14 protein-coding genes, 1 other RNA gene and 1 pseudogene are annotated in these 18,321 nt (G+C 67.8%); 7 read left to right on the top strand and 9 right to left on the bottom strand.

The annotated features are described in order from the left end of the window. Positions 1-82: 82 nt before the first annotated feature. The 6 genes and pseudogenes from ATO4_RS15255 to ffs form a co-directional block, all read right to left on the bottom strand. Positions 83-1,585, bottom strand: a pseudogene (locus ATO4_RS15255) (sugar ABC transporter ATP-binding protein); the annotation flags it as partial. Between the two features lie 319 nt (positions 1,586-1,904). Further along, positions 1,905-2,867: a galactofuranose ABC transporter, galactofuranose-binding protein YtfQ gene (gene ytfQ / locus ATO4_RS15250; RefSeq protein ID WP_083592393.1), complete on the bottom strand. Its 963-nt coding sequence runs from the start codon at positions 2,865-2,867 to the stop codon at positions 1,905-1,907. Positions 2,868-3,243: 376 nt separating this feature from the next. Next, positions 3,244-4,260: an endonuclease/exonuclease/phosphatase family protein gene (locus ATO4_RS15245; RefSeq protein WP_083592392.1), complete on the bottom strand. Its 1,017-nt coding sequence runs from the start codon at positions 4,258-4,260 to the stop codon at positions 3,244-3,246. A gap of 13 nt (positions 4,261-4,273) precedes the next feature. Further along, complete coding sequence (locus ATO4_RS15240; protein WP_083592391.1) at positions 4,274-5,776, bottom strand: AMP nucleosidase; 1,503 nt, start codon at positions 5,774-5,776, stop codon at positions 4,274-4,276. Between the two features lie 181 nt (positions 5,777-5,957). Beyond that, positions 5,958-6,149 (bottom strand): hypothetical protein, encoded by a 192-nt coding sequence (locus ATO4_RS15235; protein WP_083592390.1) that lies wholly within the window; start codon positions 6,147-6,149, stop codon positions 5,958-5,960. Positions 6,150-6,668: 519 nt separating this feature from the next. Continuing rightward, positions 6,669-6,766, bottom strand: an RNA gene (ffs, locus tag ATO4_RS15230) — signal recognition particle sRNA small type. An 84-nt stretch (positions 6,767-6,850) separates the two neighbouring features. On the opposite strand from ffs, the gene ATO4_RS15225 reads away from it, so the two are divergent. Then, positions 6,851-7,264 carry an HIT family protein gene (locus ATO4_RS15225; protein ID WP_083592389.1) on the top strand — a complete coding sequence of 138 codons (414 nt, stop codon included), beginning with the start codon at positions 6,851-6,853 and terminating at the stop codon, positions 7,262-7,264. A gap of 42 nt (positions 7,265-7,306) precedes the next feature. After that, positions 7,307-8,272, top strand: a complete 966-nt coding sequence (gene nudC, locus ATO4_RS15220; RefSeq protein WP_083592388.1) for an NAD(+) diphosphatase — start codon at positions 7,307-7,309, stop codon at positions 8,270-8,272. Positions 8,273-8,306: 34 nt separating this feature from the next. On the opposite strand, the gene ATO4_RS15215 is transcribed toward nudC, so the two are convergent. Together ATO4_RS15215 and phaR are read right to left on the bottom strand one after the other, a co-directional pair. After that, positions 8,307-10,058, bottom strand: a complete 1,752-nt coding sequence (locus tag ATO4_RS15215; RefSeq protein ID WP_083592387.1) for a glycosyltransferase — start codon at positions 10,056-10,058, stop codon at positions 8,307-8,309. Positions 10,059-10,101: 43 nt separating this feature from the next. Then, positions 10,102-10,713 carry a polyhydroxyalkanoate synthesis repressor PhaR gene (phaR, locus tag ATO4_RS15210; protein ID WP_083592386.1) on the bottom strand — a complete coding sequence of 204 codons (612 nt, stop codon included), beginning with the start codon at positions 10,711-10,713 and terminating at the stop codon, positions 10,102-10,104. 328 nt (positions 10,714-11,041) lie between these two features. On the opposite strand from phaR, the gene ATO4_RS15205 reads away from it, so the two are divergent. The 5 genes from ATO4_RS15205 to ATO4_RS15185 all read left to right on the top strand — a co-directional run bounded on the left by ATO4_RS15205 (position 11,042) and on the right by ATO4_RS15185 (position 15,344). Next, positions 11,042-12,226 carry an acetyl-CoA C-acetyltransferase gene (locus ATO4_RS15205; RefSeq protein WP_176223009.1) on the top strand — a complete coding sequence of 395 codons (1,185 nt, stop codon included), beginning with the start codon at positions 11,042-11,044 and terminating at the stop codon, positions 12,224-12,226. Positions 12,227-12,343: 117 nt separating this feature from the next. Next, the gene (locus tag ATO4_RS15200; protein ID WP_083592384.1) at positions 12,344-12,964 is read left to right on the top strand and encodes a hypothetical protein; all 621 of its coding nucleotides are present in this window, start codon (positions 12,344-12,346) and stop codon (positions 12,962-12,964) included. Between the two features lie 130 nt (positions 12,965-13,094). After that, positions 13,095-13,991, top strand: a complete 897-nt coding sequence (locus ATO4_RS15195) for a patatin-like phospholipase family protein (protein ID WP_083592383.1) — start codon at positions 13,095-13,097, stop codon at positions 13,989-13,991. Between the two features lie 89 nt (positions 13,992-14,080). Then, positions 14,081-14,806 carry a beta-ketoacyl-ACP reductase gene (locus tag ATO4_RS15190; protein ID WP_083592382.1) on the top strand — a complete coding sequence of 242 codons (726 nt, stop codon included), beginning with the start codon at positions 14,081-14,083 and terminating at the stop codon, positions 14,804-14,806. Between the two features lie 187 nt (positions 14,807-14,993). Beyond that, the gene (locus ATO4_RS15185; RefSeq protein ID WP_083592381.1) at positions 14,994-15,344 is read left to right on the top strand and encodes a PepSY domain-containing protein; all 351 of its coding nucleotides are present in this window, start codon (positions 14,994-14,996) and stop codon (positions 15,342-15,344) included. Between the two features lie 269 nt (positions 15,345-15,613). Here ATO4_RS15185 and ATO4_RS15180 read toward each other — a convergent pair whose 3' ends face one another. Then, positions 15,614-18,106, bottom strand: a complete 2,493-nt coding sequence (locus ATO4_RS15180) for a DUF1217 domain-containing protein (RefSeq protein ID WP_083592380.1) — start codon at positions 18,104-18,106, stop codon at positions 15,614-15,616. Positions 18,107-18,321: the final 215 nt, after the last annotated feature.

Here is an 18,321-nt window from a genome sequence, read left to right as displayed (position 1 = left end):
CCGCGCCCTCCCGGATGGATCGGCTCGGGCGCCCGGCATGGGCGGGCTCGATCGCGTCGCCATCCTCGCCGGCGGCGTCGGGCTGGCCGGCGGCGATCGCCCGCATGATGGCGTCGGCGGTGATCCGGCCGGCCGGCAGTTCGCCGGTGTGGCGGCGGTCGGCCAGCACCCGCACCCGCGTCGCATAGGCGACGATCTCCTCGAGTTCGGAGGAGATGACGAGGAGCGACATGCCGCCCTCGCGGAGTTCGCCGATCAGCCGGATGATCTCGGCATGGGCGCCGACATCGATGCCGCGGGTCGGCTCGTCGAGGATCAGAAGGCGCGGGTCGGTGGCGAGCCAGCGGGCGAGGACGACCTTCTGCTGGTTGCCGCCGGAGAGGAACTTGATCGGCTTCTCGCGGTCGCTGGTGCGGATGTCGAGGGCTAAGATGTAGCGGTCGGCGATCGCCTCCTGCTCCTTGCGGGTCAAGGGCCTGGCCCAGCCGCGGCGGGCCTGGAGCGCCAGGATGATGTTCTCGCGCACCGAGAGATCGTCGACGATGCCGTCCTGCTTGCGATCCTCCGGGCAGAAGCCGAAGCCCGCCGCGATCGCGTCGCGGGGCGAGGAAAAGCGCGCCTTCCGGCCGTCCACCGTGACGGTGCCGCTGTCGGGCTGGGCGAGGCCGAAGATCAGCTCGGCGGTCTCGGTGCGCCCGGAGCCGAGCAGCCCCGCCATGCCGACCACCTCGCCGGCCCGCAGTTCCAGGTCGAAGGGGGCGATGCGGCCGCTCTTGCCGGTGCCCGCGAAGCTTGCGACCACCGGCCTCTGCGACAGGTCGACGGGCTCCGCCCGGTGCTCCTCCTGCTCCTTGAGCTCGCGGCCGAGCATCAGCGAGACGAGCTCGATGCGCTGAAGGCCCGCGATCGGCCGCGTCGCCACCTTGTGGCCGTTTCTGAGGATCGTGACCCTGTCGGCGATGCGATAGACCTGGTCGAAGAAGTGGGTGATGAAGACGATGCCGAGGCCCCTCGCCTTGAGATCGTCGAGGATGGCGAACAGCCGCGTGACCTCGGCGGCGTCGAGGCTCGCCGTCGGCTCGTCGAGGATCAGCACCTTGCCCGACAGATCGACGGCGCGGGCGATGGCGATGATCTGGCGGACGGCGACGGAATAGGTCGAAAGCAGCGCCGTCACGTCGATGTGGAGCCCGTACTGGTCGAGGATCTCGCGGGAGCGGCGGTTCGCCTCGCGCCGGTCGGTGAGGCCGAAGCGCTTCGGCTCGCGGCCGAGGAACAGGTTTTCCGCGACGGTGAGATTGGGCAGGAGATTGACCTCCTGATAGACCGTGCCGATGCCGAGCTTCTGGGCGTCCATCACGTCGGACGGGTCGATCGGCCGGCCTTCGAGGCTGATCCGGCCGCCGTCGCGGCGATAGGCGCCGGTCAGGATCTTGATGAGGGTCGACTTGCCGGCGCCGTTCTCGCCGAGAAGCGCGTGGACCTCGCCCGCGGCCAGCTCGAAATCGACGTTCGACAGGGCCGTGACGCCCAGAAACTGCTTGGTGACGCCCTCGGCGCGCAGCAGCGGCTCGCTCCTGATCATGGGATCTTCCGGCCAGAGAAATGTTGCAAGGGAACGCTCCACGGTCGCCGTCGTCGCGGCCCCCGGGGATGCCGCGGCACGGCGGGCGCGCTGACGCCGGAGCCGGCCGCGCAAGGGACGGGACGCGGCAAAGACGCCCGCAGCGATGCGAGGCTGCCACGGCGATCCGGTCCGCCATCGCGGACGACGGTGAAGCCGCCGGCGCGAATGGAGCGTTTGCGGCCGGATGGTCGAACCGTCATCCGGCCACAAACGCTGCGAAGAGACCATCGGCCAGCCTGCCGTCCAGAGGCCGGCCGGCCGAGGAACCCCTAGCCGATCAGTAGCCGAGGTTCTTCTTCTCTTCGTAGACCGCCTTCGGATCGTCCGACTGGGTGTAGAGCTTGGATTCCGTCTGGATGAACTTCGCCGGCTCGGTCTTGTCCTTCAGATAGGCTTCGAGCGCATCGAAGGCGGGGCCGGCCATGTCCGGGGTCAGTTCGACCGTGGCGTTGGCCTCGCCCTCGGCCATGGCGAGGAAGATGTCCGGCACGGCGTCGATCGAGACGACGAGGATGTCCGAGCCGGGCTTGAGGCCGGCTTCCTTGATCGCCTGGATGGCGCCGACGGCCATGTCGTCATTGTGGGCGTAGAGGGCGCAGATGTCCTTGCCGCCGTTCTCCGCCTTGAGGAAGCTCTCCATGACTTCCTTGCCCTTGGTGCGGGTGAAGTCGCCGGTCTGGGAGCGGACGATCTTGACGTTGTCGTGGCCGGCGATGGCCTTCTCGAAGCCCGCCTTGCGCTTGATGGCCGGCGAGGAGCCGGTGGTGCCCTGCAGCTCGACGACGTTGCAGTCCTTGTCGCCGACATTGTCCACCAGCCACTGGCCGGCGACCTCGCCCTCGTGCTCGAGATCCGAGCCGACGGCGGTCAGATAGAGATCCTCGGACGAATCCACCTGGCGATCCAGCAGGACCACCGGGATCTCGGCGTCCTTGGCCTCTTCCAGCACCTGATCCCAGCCGGTGGCGACGACGGGCGCGAGCAGGATCGCATCGACGCCCTGCGCGATGAAGGAGCGGATCGCCTTGATCTGGTTTTCCTGCTTCTGCTGGGCGTCGGCGAATTTGAGGTCGATGCCGCGCTTTTCCGCCTGCTGCTTGGTCAGCGTCGTCTCGGCGGCGCGCCAGCCGGATTCCGAACCGATCTGCGAGAAGCCGACGGTCATGTCGGCGGCGAAGGCCGAGCCCGCGGTCAGGGCGGCGATCGCCACGGCGCCGGCGAGCGTCTTGAAACGTGTCATGAATTCCTCCCGAAAACGTCCGGCCTCCAAACCGGACGACGCAAGGATAATATTATATGATAAATGATGTCCAGAGGCGCAGCGGGCAGAGCCGTTGAAAATCTCGCGGCCTGCGGGCACCGCCGTCCGGGTGCCGCCGTCCGGGCAACACCGTCGAGGCAGGCGTTGGGGGCGAGGGCCCCGAGACAGATGCGATGAGACAAGTGGCGCGAGCGGACCCGGCTTTTCCCGAGCCACCGGGCGACAATGTCAGGATGAAACGGGATGCGGATGCGACCCGGCCACTGTGGCATTTCCGGCGACGGATCGGCAAGAGCGCCGGCTGATCCCGTGCGGATCGAGGGCACCGGCTGCCGCCCGTCGCGCGATCCTGCCGTCAGTCGCCGGTGGCGCGGCCGACGAGGCGCGGCGGGGTCGCGAGCGTCGGCAGGTCGAAGCGCACGAGGATCGGCAGGTGGTCGCTCTCGGTCGCCGGCTGCCGGGCGGCGGAGAGGACCGCGACGTCGCTCGACACCAGCACGTTGTCGATGGGCAGGCCGACGAGCGGCCGCAGGGCTGCGGGCAGATCGGTCGTCAGCCAGGTCGCCCCGATGCCGGCGACCGGCTGCGTGCCGGATCGCTCGGCATAGTGGCGGACGGTCCCGCTCCACGGCGCGGCATTGAAGTCGCCGGCGATCACCAGCGGCTTGCCGAGCTGCGACAGGGTCTGCCCGAGCCGGTCCACCTGCCGGCCCTGATGATAGGGCCAGGGCCAGACGAGATGTTCCGCGACGACGGTGAGGCCGGAGCCGTCCCCGAGGTCCAGCCGGCGCGCCACGAAGCCGTCCTCGGCGCGGCAGACCGCATCCTCTGGCAAGAACGGAATGCGCGACAGGATCGCAACGCCGCCGACCACCTCGCCGACGCCGCAGAAGGCGGTGTAGGGGAAGCGTTCGCGCAGCGGCGCGATGGCGTCCACCCAGCGGCGGTTCATCTCCTCCAGCGTCACGACGTCCGGCCGAAGCCGCTCGATCATCTCGATGGCCGGCGCCGTCGCGGCGTTGAAGCGGAGGTTCATCTGCAGGAGCTTCAGTGCCCTGCCGCCGCCGGCGGGTGCGCTGGCCCGCGACAGCGCCGGCTCCGGGTCGGCGGGGCGGGGCACCATGAAGCCGGCGACCGAGACCGCCGCACCGGCCGCCACCGCCGCCGACAGGATCGCCGCGGCGACGTTGCGCGAAACGAGGAGCACCAGAGCGAGCGCGAACAGCACGGCGGCCAGATGGGCGCGGAAATGGGCGAGCGAATCGAAGAACGGCACATTGCGGCCGAAGAAGCCGCAGAGGAGCGCGGCCCCGACGATCAGGGCAAGCCCCAGGGCTGCATTCGTCGCGAAGCGGGAGAGGAAAGTCTTCAAGCGGCGCCCGTCTCTATTGGAATGCGGTCTCGAAGAACGACCGCAGCTTGCGCGAATGCACCCGTTCCGAGGGCAGTTCGCTCATCAGCTGCAGGGCCCGCATGCCGATCTTCAGATGCTGCGAGACCTGCCGCTTGTAGAACTCCGTCGCCATGCCGGGCAGCTTCAGTTCGCCGTGCAGCGGCTTGTCCGAGACGCAGAGCAGCGTGCCGTAGGGCACCCGGAAGCGGAAGCCGTTGGCGGCGATCGTCGCAGATTCCATGTCGAGGGCGATGGCCCGCGACTGGGACAGCCGCTGCACCGGCTCGCGCTGGTCGCGGAGCTCCCAGTTGCGGTTGTCGATGGTGGCGACGGTGCCGGTGCGCATGATCCGCTTCAGGTCGTAGCCGGACAGGCCGGTGACTTCCTCGACCGCCTGCTCCAGCGCGACCTGGACCTCGGCCAGCGCCGGGATCGGCACCCAGAGCGGCAGGTCGGCGTCGAGGACGTGATCCTCGCGCACATAGGCATGGGCGAGCACGTAGTCGCCCAGCGCCTGGCTGTTGCGCAGCCCGGCGCAGTGGCCGAGCATCAGCCAGGCATGCGGGCGCAGCACCGCCACGTGGTCGGTGATCGTCTTGGCGTTGGACGGGCCGACGCCGATGTTGATCATGGTGATGCCGCTGCCGTCGCCGCGCTTCAGGTGATAGGCCGGCATCTGCGGCAGCCGCTGCGGCGCGGCTCCCGAGACCGGATGCTCGCCGCCGGCCGGCGTGACGAGGTCGCCCGGCTCGACGAAGGCGTCGAAGCCCTCACCGCCGCGGCGCATCGTCTCGCGGGCCAGCATGCAGAACTCGTCGATATAGAACTGGTAGTTGGTGAACAGGACGAAGTTCTGGAAATGCAGCGGCCGGGTCGCCGTGTAATGGGCGAGACGGTGCAGCGAATAGTCGACGCGCTGGGCGGTGAAGGGGGCGAGCGGCAGCCTCTCCCCGGCCCGCGGCTCGAAGGTGCCGTTGACGATCCGGTCGTCGGTGGCGGCGAGATCGGGCACGTCGAAGACGTCGCGCAGCGGGTGGCCGAGCTTGTCGGGCAGCGCCCCGTCGACGAAGACGCCTTCGGGAAGTGCGAAATGCAAGGGGATCGGCGTCGACCCGTCGCCGACATGCACCGGCTGGCCGTGATTCTTCAAAAGGAGATCGACCTGCTCGATAAGATAGCGCTCGAAGAGATCGGGCCGCGTGACCGTCGCGGCATAGGCACCGGGCAGCGGCACGTGGCCGAAGGCCAGCCGCGAATCGACACGGGCATGGGTGCGGGTGGTTAGCGAGATCTCCGGATAGAAGGCCCGGTAGCGCCGGTCGGCCCGGGTGTGCTCGAGAACGCCGGCGAATTTCCCGGTCAGGAAGGCGACCGAGCGCTCGTAGAGGCGCTGCAGCTCGGCCACCGCCGCACCGGCATCGCTGAACGGACGCGGCGCAGAGGCCTCCGGCGTCTCGATGGGAAGATGTTCGATGGCAGCGTCGAAAACGGTCATGGGCGAGGTCTTACCGAAGCTCGATGGCGGTGTTGAGACGGCACGACCCTGCAGGTGCCGAGAACGCCCGCCGGACCTCGGCAAGGCGACTGCCGCGTTGCGCCATCGACGCAACGCCCGGCCGCCACAATCGATCCGGCGGCTGATCCGGCCTGCCGGTCGCCGCTCTGCCCGGGGGGGTTCAGAACTTCGCCTGGCCGGCGGCGCCGCGGTTGATCTTGCAGAGGGTGCCCGAGGAATAGTCGCAGGTCCCGCCGGAGATCGAGGCGACGAAGCTGGCCGGCTGACCGGGCGTGGGGCGCTGCGCCAGGTAACTCATGGCAATTGCGAACATCGCGATCAGGACCGTGAGAACGAGGAGGCGAGCATACATCTGACGTTCCGCTTTGCTGTGGCCGTGTCCAAGGGCTTCAGCACCCATGAACCGGCATTAGGCCATTTTTCCGATGAATGCGACCCGTATGTCACACTGCGAGGGCACTTTGGCCCACCAGACGAGCCGTCCGGTCCGGAGGATCGCCGCGTTCGCCGCGGTATTCACCTTCACATTCAAGGGGATCGTCTCCTGCAGGACGAAGCTTGCGCGAGCATTGCGCGGCGACGGAAAAAGGCTTCGCCGCGGCACCCGCGCGCGGCGAAACAGCCCCGGCATGGCTCGGCGGGGCTGGCGCGAACGGCCCGCGACATGTCCTCGGATCAACTGATCCGGGTGACCGCAGAGCGACCGGGAGAGAACGGACCGAGGGGGGACGGGACCAGGAAACGGAGGCGCCACGGGACATGGGCTCGACCCCGCATGGGGGAGCCGACGACCGGCGACAGACGCCGCCGAACAGCATCGGGCGGACGGCGCAACAGTCGGCCTCTCCGGGGAAGCCTGACGGGGGAAAAGGTGGGAGGCTGGCACGATGACCCGTGCCATAGCTCGTTGGGGCTGCTTCCTTCCGGACCTGACCCGGTTGGCGAGTGGCTCGTCCACCACCAACCTCCCGGCCTCCATATCGGCGAAGATCTCTCTAAATGCAAGCGCGGGAGCGGAAAAGCTGACAGGACCCGCCCCAGGGAGGACACGGGATGCGTCGCTTCGAACTCGATCCGCGACTGGCGGGGGACACGACCATGGTCGCGACGCTGGGGCTGTGCGCGCTGCTCTTGATGAACGACCGGCGGTGGCCGTGGCTGATTCTCGTTCCCCAGCGCAACGACGTCACCGAGATCCACGACCTGACACCGCTCGACCAGACGATGCTGACCTTCGAGACCTGCCTGACCGCCAAGGCGCTGAAGGCCTTCGCCGGGGCGGAAAAGATCAATGTCGGCGCGCTGGGCAACCGGGTGCCGATGCTGCACGTCCATGTCATCGCGCGGCGTCGAGGCGACGCCAACTGGCCAGGTCCCGTCTGGGGCTTCGGCCAGGCCGAGCCCTACGAGGCAGACGCCCTCGACACGCTGCGGAACGAGCTTGTGCAGGCGGTGCTTTCGGGCTGAAAGGAAACGGCACCCGCAAGGCCGGCCCGAAGGAGATCAGCAATGAGCGACAGCGAGAAACCGGCGACGGCCCTGCCGCAGATCAGCCGGCGCACCGGCTTTTCCCGCAACAGCCTGCGCCGCGACGGCGAGTTGCGGACCGAGGAAAGCCTCGCCGCCGCCCTCGGCCATCCCGCCGCCTCCGCCTATCTCTCGGCGGGCGGCAAGTGGCTGGTGAAGACCGACGGCCCCGGCCTTGCCGCCGACTTCACGATCGACGAGGCAATGGCGCTGGGGGTCGCTCTCGATGAGGCGATCCTGCTCGGCTTCGACGCCGGCGATGTCCCGGCCCTCGCCGCCCTCGCCCCGGTCCCGGTCGACGCGCTCCCGCCGCATCTTTCCGCCATGGATCTTCGCGCCATCGCCATGGAGGGGCGGGTCGATCCCGACACCGAAGGCCGGCTCGGCCAGGCCGCCCATCTCGTCCAGTGGCACGCCAAGACGCGGTTCTGCGGCGTCTGCGGCGCGCCGACGCGCAATGCCGCCGCCGGCTACCGGCGCGAATGCACGGCCTGCGACAACGTCGTCTTCCCGCGCACCGACCCGGTGACGATCATGCTGGTCCATGACGGCGAAGGGAACTGCATCCTCGGCCGCCAGCCGCGCTTTCCGGAGAATTTCTGGTCGTGCCTCGCCGGTTTCGTCGAGCCCGGCGAAACGCTGGAGGACGCGGTGCGCCGCGAGACCATGGAGGAGGCGGGCGTCGGCGTCGGGGCGGTCGAGATCGTCGCCTCGCAACCCTGGCCGTTTCCCGGCAACCTGATGATCGGCTGCCTGGCGCTGGCGACGAGCCGCGACATCACCTTCGACACGACGGAGCTGGAGGCCTGCCGCTGGTTCTCGCGGGCCGAGGTGCAGGCGATGCTGGGGGCCCGGCACGAAACGGGCCTGATGGTGCCGAAGCCCTTCGCCATCGCCCATCACCTGATCAAGGCCTTCGCCGAAGACGACCTGACGGCGACGCGCTGAGCCGGGGCCTGAGGCGACGGGCCGAGCCGGGCGCTCAGGAGCGGTAGGGAGATCCGGCGGCGGCATTCTTCCAGTTGCCGCCGGCCTGCTTGTAGGCGCAGTCGTGGCCCGTCGCGAGCCATGGACGGGCACTCGACAGGGCGACGAGATTGGCCGCTGCGAGGCGATCCGGTTCCTCGCAGAGGATCTGCGTCGTTGCCAGCGCCAGCACCGGCGGGCCGGTGATCGACCAGACGTTTCCGGCCGTCGCGGCGAGGATCCGCGCGGCGGCGATGCGGAGCGCCCGCCCGATGATCGGATGGCGCGGCGCGGCGGCGAAGAAGCCGTTCCAGACGACACCCGTGCGCTCTTCCAGAACGAGCAGGATATCGCCCTCGGCCGGCACGATCCGGGCGAGCGGCATCAGGCTCGCCTCGTCGGCATCCGCATAGATGCCGCCGCGGTGATAGGCGTAGACGAGGCGGAAGAGGTCGGATCGCATGGCCGGGTGAGCCGCCCGGTCATAAGCTGCCAGAACATTTCGATCGCCCAGTTCGACCAGAAAGCTCCGCGCGCCGTCGTCGTCGAAGCGCAGATAGCGGTGGTCCGGACTGGTCCGCGACCAGCTCGCCATCAGCGCCCCGACGTCGGCAGGCGGTTGCGGCGCATCCCAGAACTGGAAGATCGTCCGCGGGATCGACGGGTTCGGCCCCGGCCGCGGGACCGGGGGCTCGCGGCCTTGCAGCAGGCTGCGCAGCAGCGCCAGGCTGGTCGGGACGTGATCGGGACAGTTGCTGGCGAGAGCCGTCAGCGCCGCGACCGAAGCCCCGCCCTGAGGCCTCTCGGACAGCGTCGAGAGCAGTGCCGGCGCGGCGTCCCGATGATCGGCCGCGATCGCGAGGAAGCCCTGAAGATACTGGTATTGCGCCGCCGACTGCCCCGCCCCCGGACTGGCGGCAAGGCGTTCGCCGGCCAGCGCCATGTCCGCTTCGGCGAGGGCCAGGCGGCCGAGCACGATCCTCACCTCGGCGAGGTTGAGCCGGTAGGGGAGCATCTGCGGGGCCGCCTCCACCGCACGGGCGAGTTCGCTCTCCGCTTCGAGGAAGCGGTTCTTCTGACGAAGCAGCTGGGATCGCAGAAAGGCGCCGCGGCCGACCTGCCCTGCCCCGCTCAGCGGCAGCGAGGCGAGCACCTCCTCGCTCCGCGCGTTGCGGCCGATGCGCAGGCCGATGCCCACGAGATAGCTGGCGAGCTCGAAATGCGGGGCCTTTCCCGCAGCCACCATGCGTTTCAGATGATCGTCCAGGACCTCGAACGCCGCGATCCCGTGGCCGGAATTCTCGATACCCCGCGCCTTGAGCAGCACCGTATGGTCGTTTTCGGGATCGAGAGCGAGGGCTGCCGCGAGATTGCGTTCGAAGTCTTCGACCGCGCCGATCTCGAGGAACGAACGCGCCGCCTCGATCCGCGCGGGAATGTCCTTCGGCAGATCCCCTGCCAGTGCCTCGAAAGCCTCCGCGGCAGCGCGGTGATCGCCGCGCGCCCGGTGCACGTAGGCCAGCTGCCGCCGGACGCCGGGATGCGCCGCGCCGCTCCCTCCGAGCTGTTCCAGACAGGCCGCAGCTTCCTCGAACCGGCCGAGGTCGCGCAGTTCGATCGCGACGTTCAGGCGGGCATTGACGTCCGCGGGGCGAAACGCCGCGGCGGCACGATATGCCGCCAGCGCATCGTCGCGGCGGCTCTCGGACCTGGCCAGACGCCCGGCCTGCATGGCGGCGTCGAAGTCGGCCGGCCCGGACCCGCTCACGGCCTGCCGTCGGGCATCCGGGGCGAGGCGGCGGCCGCGATCCTCATTCGCCCTTCTTGGCGTCGATCGCCTCGAGCCGCTCCTGCATGCGCTGCAGCTGCTCGCGCATCGCCTTGAGGTCCTCGTCGCGGTTCTTGCCGGCGTCGCCATTGGGGCGGGCCGCGCCGCCGGCCTCGTCGAGGTCGCCGTCGGTGAGCGCTCCGGCGACGAAGGGGTTGAACATCGTCATGGCGCGGCGGAACATCTCGGTGTTGCGCCGGACCTGCGCCTCGATGAGCTTGATCGGCGACTGGGTCATGGCGCCGGTCATCTGCTCGCGCATCGCGTCCTGCTCCTTGGCGAGAGCCGACATCGACTGTTCCAGATAGCCGGGGATCACCACCTGCATCTGGTCGCCGTAGAAGCGGATGAGCTGGCGCAGGAAGGCGATCGGCATCAGGTTCTGGCCGCCCTTGTTCTCCTGCTCGAAGATGATCTGCGTCAGCACCGAATGGGTGATGTCCTCGCCGGACTTGGCGTCCTGGACGACGAATTCCTCGTTGCTCTTGACCATCGCCGCAAGGTTCTCGAGCGTGACGTAGGTACTGGTCCCGGTGTTGTAGAGCCGCCGATTGGCGTATTTCTTGATGACCGTCACATCGTCGTTTCTGGCCATGCACAACTCCCTCACTGCGCGCATGAGCCGAACCGCCACGGAATTGTGCGACCGCTCATTTGCACCGCATAAATGATAGGCATATCTTTGCAGATATTCCAAACGGTTCGGTGGACCGAAGGCGGCGATTTTCACAAGGATCAGCGTGCCGAAGGAGGCGAAGCGGGGTTTTTCGATCGAGATACGAAGGCAAGCCGCCCGGCATGACGGATCCCGCGATGCGGTGCGGCATGCGAATTGACCTTCCCCGGTCGCTCTGGAACAACTGGCCTGAACTCGAACGCGCGCGCCACCTGTCGGCGAGACGCGCAATGCGGAGGAAATGACGATGAGCAACACCCCATCCGTGGTGATCGTGGGCGCCGCGCGCACGCCGGTCGGCTCGTTCAACGGCGCCTTCGGCCAGGTGCCGGCCCATGAGCTGGGCGCTGCCGCGATCAAGGAAGCCCTGAGCCGCGCCAAGGTCGACCCGGCCGAGGTGGACGAGGTCATCATGGGCCAGATCCTCACCGCCGGCGAGGGCCAGAACCCGGCGCGCCAGGCGGCCATGGCCGCCGGCTGCCCGAAGGAGACCACCGCCTGGGCGCTGAACCAGCTCTGCGGCTCGGGGCTGCGCACCGTCGCCATCGGCATGCAGCAGATCGCCTGTGGCGACGCCAAGGTGATCGTCGCCGGCGGCCAGGAATCCATGTCCATGGCCCCGCACGCGGCCTATCTCAGGGCCGGCCAGAAGATGGGCGACCTGAAGATGGTCGACACCATGCTGAAGGACGGCCTGATCGACGCCTTCAACGGCTATCACATGGGCAACACCGCCGAGAACGTCGCGCGCCAGTGGCAGCTGACCCGCGAGATCCAGGACGAGTTCGCGGTCAAGAGCCAGAACAAGGCCGAGGCCGCCCAGAAGGCCGGCCGCTTCAAGGATGAGATCGTCCCCTTCACCATCAAGGGCCGCAAGGGCGACACCGTCGTTTCCGAGGACGAATACATCAAGCACGGCGTCACCATCGACGGCGTCTCCAAGCTGCGCCCGGCCTTCGACAAGGAAGGCTCGGTGACCGCCGCCAACGCGTCGGGCATCAATGACGGCGCCGCCGTCACCGTGCTGATGAGCGAAGCCGAAGCGGAGCGGCGCGGGCTGACGCCGCTGGTGCGCATCGTCTCCTGGGCGACCGCCGGCGTCGATCCGGCGATCATGGGCACCGGCCCGATCCCGGCCTCGCGGAAGGCGCTGGAAAAGGCCGGCTGGTCGGTCGACGATCTCGACCTCGTCGAGGCCAACGAGGCCTTCGCGGCCCAGGCCTGCGCGGTCAACCAGGACCTCGGCTGGAACCCGGACATCGTCAACGTCAATGGCGGGGCGATCGCCATCGGCCATCCGATCGGCGCGTCGGGCAACCGCATCCTCAACACGCTGATCCACGAGATGATCCGCCGCGACGCCAGGAAGGGCCTCGCGACGCTGTGCATCGGCGGCGGCATGGGCGTCGCCATGTGCTTCGAGCGGATGTGATCCGTCCGGTCCTCGGCGGCGCGCGGTCGTTCGATGCGCCGTCGGGGCCACCGACTGGACGAAACCTGTCACCACGTCCTATCCCATCGCAAACCCCGGATCGAAGGGACACGAACGATGGGACAGACCGGCTGGCTGCGCGAGGGCGCCTGGGGCCTTTTGGCAAGGGCTGCCGCGGGGGCCCTGCTCATTGCGAGCCTGGCCGGATGCGCGACCCCCGAGGAGATCGCTGAACGGGAAACCCTCAGCGCAGATTTTCCGCCTGGTGGCGAGACAATGGAGATCAAGCTGTCGGACACGGGGTTTGCCGGCAAGACCGTCATGACCTATTCCAACCAGCACGGCACGCAGGTCGAATATTTCGGGTCGGACGGCCAAGCCTACCTCTGGTATCCGGGGAACATGTCGGTCGTCCCGAGCCTTTGGAAGATCGAAGATCGCGGGATCATTTTTGAAAACCGGATCTGCTGGAAGTATCCCTCGGCCTCTTACAATCCTGTCACCGCAAGAGACGGCGGCTCATGGGAATGTCGACCCGTTACGCGTCATGCGGTTGTCGACTTTGCGGATGGAGACGTCTTCGATCTAAGCCGTCGTCGGCTCGTTCCCTACAGGCTCCCGCCCCAATCGACATCCATCGAACGCCTGCAGAAACAGGCGGCAGACCGCGCCGGCCAGTTCGACGCCCTGGAAGACGCCATCGCCAAGATGCGCAAGGCCGGGGCCAGGCCGCTCTAGCAGGGGCTGCCGAGCCGCAGCGGGACGCGTCATGCCGGGCGGACATCACTGGCGCATCCGGTTTCGTCGACTAGACTAGCCAGGAAAGTGCCGCATCCGCGAAACCCGGAAAGAAGGTGACCTTCAAACGGTGTCGACGTCCGATCCCCTCCCCTTCGAACAACTCGTCTTTTCCGGCGGCGGCACCCGCTGCTTCTGGCATGGCGGCTTTCTCGAGACGGTGCGCGGGCCGCTCGATCTGAAGCCGGAGCGCGTCGCCGGGGTGTCCGGCGGGGCGCTTGCGGCGGCCTGCTTCATCGGCGGGCGGGACGAGAAACTGCTCAAGGTGATGGGCGCCGCCTTCGACCGGCGCGACCACAATGTCTCGACCGACTGGAACGAGATCGGCGAGAACGGCCTGACGCCGCACCAGCAGATGTATCGCGAGGTGGTGCGCGACACGCTCGACGCCGAGGCGATCGAAAGGATCGCCGACGGGCCGGCTTTCGAGGTGCTGCTCGCCCATCCGCCATACAGCGGCTTTCCCAAGCTCTCGACCTTCCCGATGATGGCGGCCTATCTCGCCGACACCGCCATCCGCTCGACCCCGCATGTGATCTTCCCCGAGAAGCTCGGCGCCCACCAGCAGCTGGTCGACGCGCGCAAGGCGGCCCGGGACGGGCGCATCGTCGATCTCATCTGCAACGCCGCGGTCATCCCGCCGGTGTTCAACCTGCAGGGCTGGAACGGCCGGAAGGTGATCGACGGCGGCATGACGTCGAAGGCGCCGATGCCGACCGGCAACCGGGGCCGCACGCTGGTGCTCCTCACCCGCAAGTTCCGCAACCTGCCGGAGCACCCGGACCGGGTCTATGTCGAGCCGTCGCAAGCCGTGCCCGCCGACAAGATCGACTTCACCGACCGGGGCAAGATCGTCGCCACCTGGAATGCCGGGGTGGCGGACGGCCGCAGCTTTCTCAGAACCGTTCGATCGACCGCCCCTCTCGTCGCGGCAAATTCCTCGCCGTCTCCGGCCGATCCGGCCTAGCCAGAGGCGAGAAGCCTCCGTAGTCTCTGTCTCGAAGGTTACCGTCGGCACAGGCAATGGCCCGGCGGATCTGTCGAAAGGGAGGAATCATGGCCAGAACAGCGATCGTGACGGGCGGCTCGCGCGGCATCGGGGCAGCGATCTCGAAGGCGCTCAAGGCGCAAGGCTACAACGTCGCCGCGACCTATGCCGGCAATGACGAGCGGGCGAACGCCTTCCGCGAGGAGACCGGCATCTCGGTCTACAAATGGGACGTCGCCTCCTATGACGCCTGCGTCGAGGGCATCGCCAGGGTCGAGGCCGAGCTCGGGCCCGTCGACATCCTCGTCAACAATGCCGGCATCACCCGCGACGCCATGTTCCACAAGATGACGCCGGAACACTGGCAGGCGGTCATCAACACCAATCTCAACGGCCTGTTCAACATGACCCGGCCGGTCTGGGAGGGCATGCGCGCCCGCGGCTTCGGCCGGATCGTCAACATCTCCTCGATCAACGGCCAGAAGGGCCAGATGGGCCAGACGAACTACGCCGCCGCGAAGGCCGGCGACCTCGGCTTCACCAAGGCGCTGGCCCAGGAGGGGGCGCGCAAGAACGTCACCGTCAACGCCATCTGCCCCGGCTACATCAACACCGACATGATGGCGACCATTCCGCCGGAGGTGATGGAAAAGCAGATCGTCGCGAACATTCCGGTGGGCCGCCTGGGCGAGCCGGAAGAGATCGCCCGCTGCGTGGTCTTCCTGGTCTCCGACGAGGCCGGCTTCATCACCGGCTCGACGCTGTCGGCGAATGGTGGGCAGTATCTCGCCTGAGGCCGCATGCGGCGCCGGGTCAGGCGGGACGTGCACCCGCCTGACCGGTCCGACATGCCTGCGACCGGCCAGGCGCGAGCCGCGCCGCCGGCCAAAGACCCTGCGGAACCATTTGCAATCAAAGCAGTTTTTCCTCCGATCCCCAAACAACGAGGCTGGCGACCCTTGCCGGCGGAGGAGAGCGGTCATGCGCAGGACGTCTTGGACTTATGGAATTCTCGCGGCCACCCTGCTGGCAACCGCGACGCCCGGCGCGGCACAGACCGTGCGCATCGGACCGGACGGGATCCGGATCGTGCCGCAGGAATCGGCGCGGGACCGCGGTGAGAATCGCGACCGCCGCGGCGAGCGCTACCGGGTCCGCGAAGGCGTCTCCGAGCGGGACGCGGTGCGGATCGCCCGGCGCCAGGGGCTTCGCGAGGTCCGGCAGGTGACGCGGACGCGCAATGCCTACCGGGTCGCCGGCGTCGACCGCCGCGGCGACCGGATCCGCGTCGATGTCGACCGCGACAGCGGCGCCGTCATCCGGGTTCGCTGAACGCGCGCCGCGCGGCGGGCCGAGAGCGCCTCGCGCAGATGCGCAACCCATGGACGGAATGGACAGAGGGCGGCCGGGGGAAACCCCGCCGCCCTTTTTGCATGACCGAATTGCATGTTGCATGATCGAATTGCATGGCCGAAGCCCGTCAGGCCGCAGGCGTCATGCCGGCGTCCCGAGAGAGTGACTCGCGCGCCCGCTGGTATCAAGCCCGCGCGGCGCTCGAGCGGTCGCCCCTCGGCGCCGGTCGAAGACCGGGGCCGAGGGTATCAGATGTAGGTCGCGCCGCTCAGGATCGAGAGCGCCGGATTGGAGGCGCTGCTGTCGTTGGAGAGGTCGTACATCGCCAGGAAGCGGCTGATCATGCGCTCGACATATTTCGGATCGTCCAGCTGCTCGAGGTCGATCTTCTTCTCGAGGTTGCGGGCCTGGACGTCGATGTTGCTGGAGGAGAACTCGTCGGGCAGGCTGAAGGTCGTCTTGACGAATTCCAGGAGGGCGTCGTCGGCGAGGAAGGTGTAGACATTGTCGATGTCGGCCGCGGTGCGGCTGAAGTAGAGCGCCAGGCGCACGCCGTTGTTCTCGCTGCCGGCCTCTTCCTCCATCCGCTGGCGCAGGTAGAGATCCTGGGTGGAGAGCATGGCGGAGACGCTCTGGACCCGCGTCTGGTCCCGTTCGATGGTGCCGTCCGCGGCGAAGTTGAAGGCCGCGGCGAATTCCAGATAGCTGTCGTCGCCGTAGCTCGCGGCCGCGCTCTTGGGATCGGACAGGTCGCTGGTCAGGATCGCCCGGATCTCGTCGCTCGACAGCTTCGCGCCGTCGAGGCCGAAGGACTTCAGCGCGAAGTCGAGGACGCCCGCGTCCGACAGGAGGTCGTTCATGGTGGCGACCTTCGGGATGCCGGCATTGTAGGCGAGAATGCCCTCGGCGGCCTCGACGAGGGCCGGATCCTTCCGCCCGAGCTCGCGGTCGATATAGGCATCGATGATGATCTGCCCGCCGGTCTCGTCCTGCGCCAGGTTGAGATTGCCGTAGGCATCGATGTCGAAGGCGCTGCGCAGGGTCTTGTAGGCGTCGACGCCCAGCCGGTTGACGAAGCTCGAGGGATCTTCGGGATCGCTCGCCAGGACCTTCCGGATCAGTTCCACGTCCTGGTATTCGGGATCGAAGCCGATCGCCGTCATCGCGTAGTCGAAGGCGGTCTCGTCCTCCAGCAATTCGTCGATCGTCGAGATCGACGACATGGCGGAGCGGAACCCTTGGGAATCCTGGACGACCGTCGTGATCGCGGCCTTGTCCTCGTCTTCCTCGAGGCGGTTCAGATAGCGGTCGATCGTATCGCCCTGGGCCGCCTCGGTCTGGACGCGCCGCACGTCGGTCACCTTGCCGTCGGCGCCGAAGTTGAAGGCGCTGGCGAGACGGATGTAGCGGTCGTCCTTCAGGCCGGCCGCATAGCCGTTCGGGTCGGAGGGATCGCTGCGCAGCACCCGCATGATGGTGGACCGGCTTTCGGTGGCGGGGTCGAGCCCGACGGCCTTCAGCGCGTAATCATAGACGGTGGGCTTGTTCATGAAGTCCATGACCGTGCCGATGCTGGCCAGGTTCGCGGAGTAGAAGGAGGAGGACAGGCGGTCGTCCTCGGCCGCCGCATCGCCGTAGTTGTCGAGATAGGCGCCGGTGAGGCTGGCGACCTGCGCGGCCGTCTGCGCCGTCGTGCCGGCGTCGAGGCTTCCGTCGGTGTTGAAGCGGAACATCTCGGCGAGCGCCGTATACTGCTGCTTGCGGGTCTTTTCCGCGGTGGTCGTCTCCGGCATCTTGTTGAGGACGCTCTTGGGATCGGAGCGGTCGCTGGTGAGGATGTTCCAGACATAGGCGGGGGACTCGATCGCGGGATCGAGGCCGACGGCCGTCAGCGCCACGTCGAGCAGCCGGGGGTTCTCGATCAGCGCGTCGGCGCTGGTGATTTTGCCGATCTCGGATTCGTAGAAGGCGACCTGCAGGGCGGCGGCCTGGGGCGAGGCCTCCAGCCCCTTCTGCTGATAGTAGAGATAGGCGGTCGAATTCGCCCGGCCGGCATCCTGCAGGCCGCCGGCCGGCGCCCGTCCCGCCGCGTCGAAGGGCAGCATGGTGGCGAGCAGCAGGTAGCGGCCATCGCCCTGGGCGGCCATCTGGTCGGCCTTGTTGCCGGTCAGGACCTCGCGGATGAAGCTCTTCGAGGCGATCGAGGCATCGATGCCGGCGGCCTCGAGGGCGACGGAGAACAGCTTGTCGTCGGCGAGGAACTGGCTGACGGTCTTCACCGCGCCGATGTTCTCCGTGTAGTAGTTGACACTGGCGGCGACCGTCTGGGCCGCCTTGGTGCGATGCTCCGAATAGCCCTCGACCATGACCTGCTGCTGGGCATTGGTCTGGGCGACGGGGTCGGTCTCATCGGCCGCCGTGACGAAGCTGAAGGCCTTGGCGAAGTCGCGGTAGCGCTCGTCGGAGAGCTGGTTGGCGAAGCTCTTCTCGTCGGAGAGGTCGCTCTCGAGCACCTTCCGGATCAGCGCGCGGGAATCGATCTGGTCTTCCAGGCCATAGGCCGTCATCGCGTAGGAATAGAGCTTGTAGTCGTCCATGAACTCCTTGACGGAGGTCACGTCGCCGATGGTCTTGCGGTAGTAGTCGGCCAGGCGCTGGTTCACCGGCTCCGCCGCGATGCGGTCGAGCACCCGCGACTGGTCCCGGGTGTAGAGCTGGTAGGTCGTGAAGGTCGAGAGCATGGCCGGCCCACTGAACGTTGACGCAACGTCCCGCGCATTGGCGGTCGGACGTCGCTGGCCGCAGTTTTACGAATTCATGATTAACCGTTCGTTAAGCCTGCGGCACCGATTGCCGAACTGCTTGCCAAAAGGTTCACGCGGACGGACAAAGACGCGCGGGCTCCGGCGCGACCTGGGGCCGGATCCCGCGCCGCTCACCTCACGCCTTATGAGAT

Source organism: Aurantimonas sp. 22II-16-19i (assembly GCF_002088275.1).
Lineage (GTDB): Bacteria > Pseudomonadota > Alphaproteobacteria > Rhizobiales > Rhizobiaceae > Jiella.
This window is presented reverse-complemented; position numbering and strand designations above follow the sequence as displayed.